Annotated in this window: 6 protein-coding genes; 2 read left to right on the forward strand and 4 right to left on the reverse strand. The window is 49.8% G+C overall.

Annotated features, from left to right (window positions below; all coding sequences use genetic code 11):
- Positions 1–118 precede the first annotated feature (118 nt).
- Both rpsL and V5J35_RS10035 read right to left on the reverse strand, forming a co-directional pair.
- The gene (rpsL, locus tag V5J35_RS10030; protein ID WP_034841716.1) at positions 119–493 is read right to left on the reverse strand and encodes a 30S ribosomal protein S12; all 375 of its coding nucleotides are present in this window, start codon (positions 491–493) and stop codon (positions 119–121) included.
- A 326-nt stretch (positions 494–819) separates the two neighbouring features.
- Positions 820–3,663, reverse strand: a complete 2,844-nt coding sequence (locus tag V5J35_RS10035) for a hypothetical protein (protein ID WP_354011094.1) — start codon at positions 3,661–3,663, stop codon at positions 820–822.
- 255 nt (positions 3,664–3,918) lie between these two features.
- Between V5J35_RS10035 and glpX the strand changes: the two genes are divergently transcribed.
- Positions 3,919–4,929: a class II fructose-bisphosphatase gene (glpX, locus tag V5J35_RS10040; RefSeq protein WP_354011095.1), complete on the forward strand. Its 1,011-nt coding sequence runs from the start codon at positions 3,919–3,921 to the stop codon at positions 4,927–4,929.
- 98 nt (positions 4,930–5,027) lie between these two features.
- Positions 5,028–5,393, forward strand: coding sequence for a hypothetical protein (locus V5J35_RS10045; RefSeq protein ID WP_354011096.1), 366 nt, complete (start codon positions 5,028–5,030; stop codon positions 5,391–5,393).
- Positions 5,394–5,400: 7 nt separating this feature from the next.
- Here the strand turns inward: V5J35_RS10045 and V5J35_RS10050 are convergent, their stop codons facing one another.
- Positions 5,401–6,774 carry a sodium-dependent transporter gene (locus V5J35_RS10050; RefSeq protein ID WP_354011097.1) on the reverse strand — a complete coding sequence of 458 codons (1,374 nt, stop codon included), beginning with the start codon at positions 6,772–6,774 and terminating at the stop codon, positions 5,401–5,403.
- 195 nt (positions 6,775–6,969) lie between these two features.
- Positions 6,970–11,181, reverse strand: a complete 4,212-nt coding sequence (gene rpoC / locus V5J35_RS10055) for a DNA-directed RNA polymerase subunit beta' (protein ID WP_354011098.1) — start codon at positions 11,179–11,181, stop codon at positions 6,970–6,972.
- Positions 11,182–11,235: the final 54 nt, after the last annotated feature.

The raw sequence follows: 11,235 nt of genomic DNA on the forward strand, positions 1-11,235 counted from the left end.
TCTTATCAACCTACTGTTAAACTCTGTGTGCCTTCTGCAAAAAAGCAGCGCACAAATCTCTCAATAAAAGAGCACTCAGCCCTTTTAGACGGCTAAACCGACAGTCTTAAGCAGAAACTTAAGACTTAGGCTTCTTAGTACCGTACTTGGAACGACCCTGCTTACGATCGTTAACACCCTGGGTGTCCAGGCTACCGCGAACAGTGTGGTAACGAACACCTGGCAAGTCTTTTACTCGACCGCCACGGATCAGAACAACGGAGTGTTCCTGCAGGTTGTGACCTTCACCACCGATGTAGGAAGTCACTTCGAAACCGTTAGTCAGACGCACACGACATACTTTACGCAGCGCAGAGTTAGGCTTCTTAGGAGTAGTAGTGTATACGCGAGTACAAACACCGCGACGCTGTGGGCAAGCTTGCAGCGCAGGAACGTCGGTCTTCTTGACCTTGCGCTTGCGTGGCTTACGCACCAGCTGGTTAATAGTTGCCATTCAGCAGACTCCAATTGTTTCTATTCGAGCTATTTTGAGGTCGAATTTTTGCTGCACCAGAGGATTGCACAGGTTTAATTCGGTCTTCAAACAGCAAAAGCCGGCATAAAACCGGCCAGAGCCACCCCTGATCGATCATAGACCAAGGGTAAAATAAAGCTGCGAAATTGTACGGAAAGGGGGAAATGGCGTCAAGTATCGGTATTCAAAGTTTACAGCTCGGAGACTAACCATTGAGGTTGCTTTTTGCGCTATTTTTTAACAATTTGATTTACAATAAAAAAATGCCGGGCAATGCCGGCATTTTTTTATTGGCGGGGTTTTATTTAATATTCATCGTCAGTCCAACTTCCATCATTATCTTCATTGTCAGACCCCTCTGAACCACTATTGCCATGAATACCACCAACCCTATTCTTTAGTGCTGTGACAAGAGCCGTATCATCACTCTTCTCAGGTATTGCAAGCTGCTTAGCTGTCAAAGGACCTTTTTCAAACCCCGGATTCTGTAGATAAAAATGCTTTATTTTCTCTTGCGCATTAGTCAGCTTCTGCTTGTAGCCTTTGACCACACGCGAATCATCATGCTCTACCTTTAAAAGATCTTTCAGATGTTCGACTTCAGCTTCAAGTCTGCTCAGCTGATTATCGAGCATTTTCTTTTCAGCCTGTCTTTTTTTATTTTTCTGATCTTCTCCTTCGGGCTGAGCTGACTGTTCAGGAGAGGTACCGGAATCATTTACTCTCTTTAACTTTATCCCTTTCCTGATCTCAGCGAATAAATCGCCTTCAGAGTTAACATTTTTTTGAGTGGCTCGAATCTCACCCGCTGTGTCACTGCCGGTTTTCCTAAGCTTCACTTTTGCAGGATCGAACCCTGCCAGTCCCCGGGGAGAAGTCGATGATGTTGTGACAATGGATTTCGGCTTAGGCTTTTGCCCAGATACCCCTGGTGGTTTATTGTCAACAGCTACCATGCCCACGGGAGGTGGTGGAGGCGGAGGCGGTGGAGCACCAACAGCAACCGGAGGAGGTGGCGGAACGTCTTTCTTCTCATCAACAGGCGCTTTAGGAACCGGGCAAGATGAAACAGACGGAATAATAGAAGCAAAACCCCGGGCAGCCCTGAGTTTATCACTCTCACTACCATGAGCAGCTTCACTCTGGGTCATAAAATCAGTCAGCTCTTTCATTCTTGCTTTTGCAGTGGCTCGGGCACCGGAGCTGTAACCCTCAATAACTGAAGGTATATCAGCACATTTAACGCCTGAGTCACTGAGAGTCTGAGCTGCTTCGAAGTACAATTTATCCAGCTGATCAATTGCAACGCTATCGTCAGCAGCACATTCAAACAGAGGCTCCAGAGCAGCAATAGCTGCAACAAACTGCTTACCAGTGAGCTGATCAGGCAACAAAGCTCTTTCACCCACCTGCATGCGCTGCAAGCGTCTCATTGATTCAGCCTGCTCTCTCGCTTTCTGAGCTACGTAGTCACAGGTTGGTTTAGCCTGTTTGCTCCCATCTTTTGCCCAGGCTACTGCCTTATTACTTAGATCATCAAGCATGTCGATTGCACTACCCCCAGCATCAACACAGGCGATGATGACCTTGTTTAGATGTTCATCAATGTTTTTATAGACACCTTTGGCAGTATCAGGGTCTGATGACTTGCACGAAGCCAGCTGTTTTAATCCGCCCTGAAGCTCATTCAGATCCATCAAATGCGGATTCTCGGTAGCCCAGTCAGCCAGACTCTCATTAAGATCAACCAGCTCTGACACCAGATAACGTTTGGTGTCTGGTAAAGGGGGAACTCTTTCCTTAAACCCTGCTGCTTTAGCCAGAGCGTTTATGTCGTTAATTGCATTAGTTACATTTGTCTGAACAGAATGAACCAGTGTATCAGCCCCCTCTACAGCCCTGATACCAAAACCAGCATCATCAAAAGAATACACAGCACCGTATTCATTCGTTCTGTGTAATGCAGCAACTTTCCCCATAAGGCTTTCCTGCATTGTCTTTGAAAGATCATCAAAGCCTGTGATCCTTGATTGTCCCTGGTAGTCAGGACTTTTAGAGTTAGCCTTTTGGCCGTTTTCTTGCTCAACCTCAAACCTCATAGCCAGCTGATTGAGAATATGCGGAATGGGGGTTTTGATTGTGCGCTTTTCCCTGTGGGCCGCTTCAATCTGAGCATTTAACAACTGCTCACAAACGGCATTAAGCCTGAGTATTACGTTATTATGAGCGGGCTCCAGGACGCTCAACATTAGCTGTTTGGCTTTGCCAACACCTTTCTCACCTGCCGGAAACTGAGAAATTAATTCTTTTGCATGCTCATTAAACCTGGCAAACGCATTTCGCTCAGCTCGCAGGTCAGCCGCGCCTTCTATTTCTTCATCCTTCGGCACAGACAGCTCAAGATCAGACAGTTGCTCTAATAATGAAGCATATTTGTTCATCTCAAGGTCAATGTTTAATTTCTCAACACTCTCAGCCAGTTTTTGACCTTTTTCTGTCGCTTTAAGATACATATCACGAATATGATATTTCGAATCACCTGGCTTAACATTGTCTTTAAGTTTGGAAGCGCTGCGATTCAGGTATTGAGCAATGTCATCTAATTGCCCAAACGCTTCACGACCTGCAGCCAGGGCTCTGAACACCTTTCTTTCGATGCTCTTCTGATGACCAGAGAGTTTTTTCGGAGTCGCCTCATCTTCGGTGATACTTATTTTTTCAGCATTATTATTCAAGTCTCGGCATGCGTCCCTTGCAATTTCAAGGGCATCACCGTTGTGTGCAGAGGCCCACTGCTGAACCTCCTGCTTCCACTGAGATAACTCGGAAACTGGACATTCTGCTTTTACAGTACGATCAGGAAGTTGGATTGTTACACCGACATCAAGGGCAAACTGGGAGTAGTCATTGACAAACTTCTTGATATAGGAGGTTATACTGTCTGCAGCCACGTCTTCACCAGCTACAACGTGCCTGCCATAGAATGTTCCCGCTTTCGGCTTAACGAAGTTGTACTCAGAACCTTTTTTCGCCTGAGTCACTACATGTCCCTCAAGCTCCGCTTTTTGTTTATCATTGAGTTCTTGCCAATTTTTACTGTAATTCTTTACAGCAATCTCTGTTAGCAGAAAATCTATCGGTGTACGCATATTCAGGAACTCCTTTCCCAAGTCAATAACCCTTATTAATCCAGTGCTGATAAAGAACCCTGTGAAATCAACGATTTCCACTTATCCTTGACCAATGGATCAAAACCCGTCAATCCAATAACTTATACCTATGACAGGCGTATCATTATTTAGTTCATATCAGCGGTTATCACGCTTTCTGCCTAATTAACCCCCAAAACGGCAACACTTGTGGTAAAGTCCCGCCGTTATCCACTTTTGACTTGCGAAAAGCCCATGAAACGCGAACTGGCTATTGAGTTTTCCCGTGTAACTGAAGCTGCAGCCCTGGCTGGCTACAAGTGGCTGGGACGAGGCGATAAAAACGCTGCGGACGGTGCCGCCGTAGAAGCTATGCGCGCCATGCTGAACAAGGTTGAGATGGACGGGGAGATCGTCATCGGTGAAGGCGAGATCGATGAAGCCCCTATGCTCTTCATCGGCGAAAAAGTCGGCAAAGGCCACGGCGAGAGCGTTGATATCGCCGTAGATCCTATTGAAGGCACCCGCATGACCGCCATGGGCCAGAACAACGCCGTAGCCGTGCTGGCAGCTGGTGAAAAAGGTTCTTTCCTGAAAGCCCCTGATATGTATATGGAGAAGCTGGTCACTGGACCGGGTGCCAAAGGTGCCATTGACCTGAACCTTGGACTAGCAGAAAACATCCGCAATGTTGCTGCCGCCCTGCACAAATCTATTGAAAGCCTGACCGTCATCACCCTGGCCAAGCCTCGCCATGACAGCGCTATTGCCATGATGCAGAAGATGGGCGTTAAGGTTTTCGCCATCCCTGACGGAGACGTTGCTGCCTCCATCCTGACCTGCATGCCGGACAGCGAAGTCGACATGATGTACTGCGTGGGTGGTGCTCCGGAAGGCGTTGTATCAGCGGCCGTTATCCGCGCCCTGGGTGGTGATATGCAGGGTCGTCTGGTTACCCGCGACGAAGCCAAAGGCGCGTCTGAAGAGAACGTGAAAGCAGGCGAACTGGAACGCAAGCGTTGTGCGGAAATGGGCATAGAAACCGGCATTCTTCTGAAGCTGGAAGATATGGCAAGCTCAGACAATGTTGTTTTCTCTGCCACCGGTATCACCAAAGGTGACCTGCTGGAAGGCATTTCCCGCAAAGGCAATATTGCCCAGACTGAAACCCTGGTGGTTCGTGGTCGTTCACGCACTATCCGTCGTATCCAGTCAACTCATTACCTGGATCGTAAAGACGATGACATCAAAAATGTAATCCTGTAACGGTTACAGGGTTTCTCTTCAGGAAGCAGGTCCCTCTGCTTCCTGTTTACCGCACACTTCATCCTACACTGTTAATGACAGTTCACAGGATGAACCCTATGCCAAAAGCCTCTCTGTTCTTCTGCATTCTTTTATATACATCAAGCCTTAGCAGCGCCTCCCGCCCAGGGGAAATCTGGTATCAGAAAGTCTGGTGTGAAGGCAGAGGTGGCAAGATTGAGCAGCGCATGCCGGATGGCCGCAGGGTCGACTGCCTGACAGAGCAATATGCTATTGAAATGGATTTCGCCAGCAAATGGCAGGAGGCGATTGGCCAGTCGCTGGACTACGCCATGTTGACAGGCAAAAAAGCGGGGATTGTGTTGATTCTGAACTCAGAATTCGACCAACAGCACTGGGAACGACTGCAAAAAGTCGTCCGTTATTATCAGCTTCCCATACAGCTCTGGAAACTGGGTCCCTGAAAAATGGCTAATACTTCAGGAGAGGAGCAAGGGCTACGAGAAGTATGACCATAATCACTGCGGGAGCCAGAACGCTGGTTAAAAACCTCCAGAGGGTGAACTGGGCATTAGGCAGCTCAAGTGACCGGATCATACGGGTACGCCCCATCTTCCAACCTGCAAAAATAGCAATAAGAATGCCGTTTAATGGCATCATCAGATTGGTGGTCAGGTAAACAAGCAGATTAAAGAATGTTTTCCCAAACCATCGATAATCTTCACCTGACCAGATGTTGAATGAGAACACACTGCCAAGTCCCACCAACCAGACCAGACAACCCGTTGCACCGGTTACTACAGGCCGGCTTATACCAAAGCGCTCATGCAGCCAGGCTACAGCAGGCTCCAGCATGGAAATAGCAGAACTCAACGCTGCAAGGGCAACCAGTATAAAAATCGCACCACCCAGCACATCACCAAAAGCAGCTCTTGAAATCGCAGTTGTCATGGAAACAAACAGCAGGCCCGGACCGGACCTGGCTTCCATACCAAATTCAAACACAATCGGAAAAATAAAAAGGCCTGCCAAAATAGCGGCAAGAGTGTCCAAAGCGGCAATACTCATGCAAGAGGTCAGCACGTTGTTTTCTTTTGAAATGTAAGAACCGTAAGTCATCATCATGCAAAGCCCAGGCCCCAGCGTAAAAAACGCCTGACCTGTCGCTGCAACCACTCCATCAGTCGTCAGTTTGCTGAAGTCGGGCTTGAACATAAATTCCACAGCCCGGCCAAACTGGCTGGTTTGAGTGATAGCGTACACAAGCATCAGCAGCATAAGGAGAAACAGTGCAGGCATTATTAGCCTGAGGCCATTTTCAAGCCCTTTATAAATACCGAGACCAACAATCACACAGGAAGCCAGGATAAACAATGAATGCCAGATAATCATCGTGACCGGACTGCTAATCATATTATCAAAATGGTCACAAACACTTGTAGCACTCATCCCTGCAAAGGTGCCAGCAAACGACTCAAATGTGTAATACATCGCCCAGCCGCCAATAACGCTGTAAAAAGACAGGATAATAAGGCTGATGACAACGCCTATAACGCCAATACTCACCCACGCACGCGAAACACCGGCATGACGAGCCAGATAACTCATTGCAGTTATAGGGTTACTGCGGGAGTAGCGCCCCAGGCTAACTTCAGCAATCAGTAGCGGTACACTCAGAAATAATACACACAGCAGGTAAACAATAATAAAAGCACTACCGCCATATTCACTAGCAATGTAGGGAAAACGCCATAGATTAGCCAGACCAATTGCAGCACCAGAGGCGGCCAGAATAAAGGTTGCCTTGCTTTTCCAAACCTGACCTTCCCAGTTAGGTACCGACATAACGTTGCCTGACAAGCATTAAGAAGGGATTAACGACAGCAGCCCATAGACGACTGAGTATTTAAGAGGGAATTTTTATATTGAGAGAAGTGTAGAGTATAGGACTGCGCACAAAAAAGGCCACTCAACATGAGCAGCCTTTTGCATGCGTTCAACGGTGCGCCCAAAGGCGCACGCAGTTGATTACACTTTTTATCACACTTCGCCGAAGTTAAGCGCTTCAGACAGTGCAGCTTCCACTTCAGAAGCAGACACTTTAACTGGTGCTTCAAATTCTGGCTCTTCGCGACCTTTCTTACGCTCAGCGTGGTAAGCAAGACCGGTACCAGCCGGAATCAGACGACCAACAACAACGTTTTCCTTCAGACCGCGCAGGTAATCACGCTTACCGGTTACCGCAGCTTCAGTCAGAACTCGTGTGGTCTCCTGGAAGGAAGCCGCAGAGATGAAGGACTCTGTTGCCAGAGACGCTTTGGTAATACCCAGCAGTACACGCTCGAACTTGGCAGGGAACTTGTCTTCAGCAATCAGACGATCGTTCTCTTCCAGTACAGTCGTATACTCAGTCTGGTCACCACGGATCAGCGTGGAGTCACCCGTGTCAGCAATCTCAACCTTGCGCAGCATCTGGCGCAGAATGGTCTCGATGTGCTTATCGTTAATCTTTACACCCTGCAGACGGTATACGTCCTGGATTTCGTTAACGATGTAGCGAGCCAGCTCACCCACACCCAGCAGGCGCAAAACGTCGTGCGGGTTGGTAGGACCGTCGGAGATTACCTCACCTTTGGTGACCTGCTCACCCTCGAACACGTTCAGGTTACGCCATTTAGGAATCAGTTCCTCGTACGGATCGCTACCGTCGTTAGGAGTGATCACCAGACGCTTCTTACCCTTGGTCTCCTTACCGAAACCGATGGTACCGGTAATTTCAGCCAGGATAGAGTGTTCTTTCGGCTTACGTGCTTCAAACAGGTCGGCCACTCGTGGCAGACCACCGGTGATGTCCTTGTTACCGCCGGACTGCTGTGGAATACGGGCAACGATATCACCCACTTCTACAGTCGCGCCGTCAGCCAGGTTCACCAGAGCGTTTGCTGGCAGGAAGTACTGCGCAGGTACGTCAGTGTTAGGCAGCTTCAGCTCTTTACCGTTGGCATCCAGCAGCTGGATTGCAGGACGGATATCCTTACCAGCAGAAGGACGATCCTTCGGATCCATCACTTCGATGTTGGACAGACCGGTCAGCTCATCAGTCTGGGTCTTAACGGTAATGCCTTCTTCAAAGCCCAGGAACTTAACGGTACCGGACAGTTCAGTCACGATTGGGTGCGTGTGTGGGTCCCACTTCGCTACCACCTGACCGGAAGATACTTCAGCGTCTTCCTTAACGGATACAACAGCACCATAAGGCAGCTTGTAACGCTCACGCTCACGACCAAACTCGTCGGCAATCGCCAGCTGACCGGAACGGCTGACAGAAACCAGAGTTCCGTCTTTACGCTCAACAGACTTCATGTTCAGCAGACGGGCAACACCCTTGTTCTTAACAGTAATGTTGTCCTGAGCAGCGTTACGAGACGCAGCACCACCGATGTGGAAGGTACGCATAGTCAGCTGTGTACCAGGCTCACCGATAGACTGAGCAGCGATAACACCAACAGCCTCACCCTTGTTAACCAGGTGTCCGCGACCCAGGTCACGGCCATAGCACTTGGCACAGATACCGTGACGGGTGTCACAGCTGATTGGAGAACGTACTTTCATTTCATCGACGTTCATACCTTCCAGACGCTTAACCCATGCTTCGTCGATCAGGGTACCGGCTGGAATAGCGATCTCGTCTTCGGTGCCTGGCTTGAATACGTCCAGAGCCACCACACGACCCAGGATACGCTCACCCAGAGGTTCAACAACGTCACCGCCTTCGATGTGCGGAGTCATCATCAGACCGTTGGTGGTACCACAATCGTCTTCAGTCACGACCAGATCCTGCGCCACGTCGACCAGACGACGGGTCAGGTAACCGGAGTTCGCAGTCTTCAGAGCGGTATCCGCCAGACCCTTACGAGCACCGTGGGTAGAGATGAAGTACTGCAGTACGTTCAGACCTTCACGGAAGTTCGCGGTAATAGGCGTTTCGATGATGGAGCCGTCTGGCTTGGCCATCAGACCACGCATCCCAGCCAGCTGACGAATCTGTGCGGCACTACCACGAGCACCGGAGTCCGCCATCATATAAACGCTGTTGAAGGATTCCTGCTCTTCCTCTTCGCCCTGTTTGTTCAGAACGGTGTCGGACTTCAGGTTGTCCATCATGGACTTGGCCAGCATTTCGTTGGCACGGGACCAGATGTCGATTACCTTGTTGTACTTCTCGCCCGCTGTTACCAGACCGGAAGCAAACTGGTTTTCGATCTCGCGAACTTCTTCGTTGGCGTCACGGATGATGTCCTTCTTGTTATCAGGGATAACGAAGTCGTTCACACCGATGGACGCACCAGACAGGGTCGCGTAGTTGAAGCCGAGGTACAGCATCTGGTCAGCAAAGATAACGGTTTCTTTCAGACCAACACGACGGTAGCTCGCATTCAGCAGGCCGGAAATCGCCTTCTTCTTCATGGTCTGGTTAACCAGTGAGAACGGCAGACCCTCAGGAACGATTTCCCAGAGAATCATACGACCCACAGTGGTGTCAGCCAGGAAGGTGCGTGCGTGTTCTACACCATCGTCGTCTTTGTATTTTTCGCTGACACGTACTTTAACGCGAGCGTGCAGCTCAACAGCGCCGGTACGGTAAGCGCGCATCACTTCGCGGATGTCCACGAATGCCATGCCTTCACCCTTGGCGTTGATACGCTCTCGGGTGATGTAGTACAGACCCAGTACAACGTCCTGGGAAGGTACGATAATAGGTTCGCCGTTCGCAGGTGCCAGGATGTTGTTGGTAGACATCATCAGAGCACGGGCTTCCAGCTGGGCTTCCAGAGTTAGTGGTACGTGTACCGCCATCTGGTCACCGTCGAAGTCAGCGTTGTACGCCGCACACACCAGTGGGTGCAGTTGAATCGCTTTACCTTCGATCAGAACCGGTTCGAACGCCTGGATACCGAGACGGTGCAGAGTTGGCGCACGGTTCAGCATAACTGGGTGTTCACGGATCACGTCAGCCAGAACGTCCCACACCTCAGGTGTTTCACGCTCAACCATCTTCTTGGCAGCCTTGATAGTGGTCGCCAGACCTTTGGCTTCCAGCTTACCGAAGATGAACGGCTTGAACAGTTCCAGAGCCATCTTCTTAGGAAGACCACACTGGTGCAGACGCAGGGTAGGACCTACGGTGATTACAGAACGACCGGAGTAGTCTACACGTTTACCCAGCAGGTTCTGACGGAAACGACCCTGCTTACCCTTGATCATGTCAGCCAGGGATTTCAGAGGACGCTTGTTAGAACCGGTGATCGCACGACCACGACGACCGTTATCCAGCAGCGCGTCTACAGATTCCTGCAGCATACGCTTTTCGTTGCGGACAATGATGTCAGGCGCGTTCAGGTCGAGCAGACGCTTCAGACGATTGTTACGGTTGATTACGCGACGGTACAGATCGTTCAGGTCAGACGTCGCGAAACGACCGCCATCCAGAGGTACCAGAGGACGCAGATCTGGCGGCAGAACCGGCAGAACGGTCAGAATCATCCACTCCGGGTTGTTACCGGATTTGTGGAACGCTTCAACCAGCTTCAGACGCTTGGACAGTTTCTTCAGTTTGGTTTCAGAGTTAGTCTGCGGAATCTCTTCACGCAACATTTCCACTTCTTCACCCAGGTCGATATCGTTCAGCAGGGCTTTGATCGCTTCCGCACCCATGCGTGCGTCAAAGTCGTCGCCGAACTCTTCCAGAGCTTCATAGTATTGTTCGTCAGACAGCAGCTGGTTCTTTTCCAGCGTTGTCATACCCGGATCAACAACCACGTAAGACTCAAAATAGAGTACACGTTCGATGTCGCGCAGGGTCATGTCCAGCAGCAAACCGATACGGGATGGCAGGGACTTCAGGAACCAGATGTGGGCAACCGGGCTGGCCAGTTCGATGTGACCCATGCGGTCACGACGTACTTTTGCCAGTGCAACTTCTACGCCACACTTCTCACAGATAACACCGCGGTGCTTCAGGCGCTTGTACTTACCGCACAGGCACTCATAATCTTTTACCGGGCCAAAAATTTTGGCACAGAACAGACCGTCACGCTCAGGCTTGAACGTACGGTAATTAATGGTTTCCGGCTTTTTTACTTCGCCGTAAGACCAGGAACGTACCATCTCTGGGGAAGCCAGACCGATACGAATAGAGTCAAACTCGTCAGTTTGGCCCTGGGTCTTGAGTAGATTCAGCAAGTCTTTCAAGATCGCATCTCCTCGCGATGCAAGGCAGCCTTTTACAGCTGCCTTACCTCACGT

The sequence above is a fragment of the Endozoicomonas sp. NE40 genome, from assembly GCF_040549045.1.
Taxonomy (GTDB): Bacteria; Pseudomonadota; Gammaproteobacteria; order Pseudomonadales; family Endozoicomonadaceae; genus Endozoicomonas_A; species Endozoicomonas_A lisbonensis.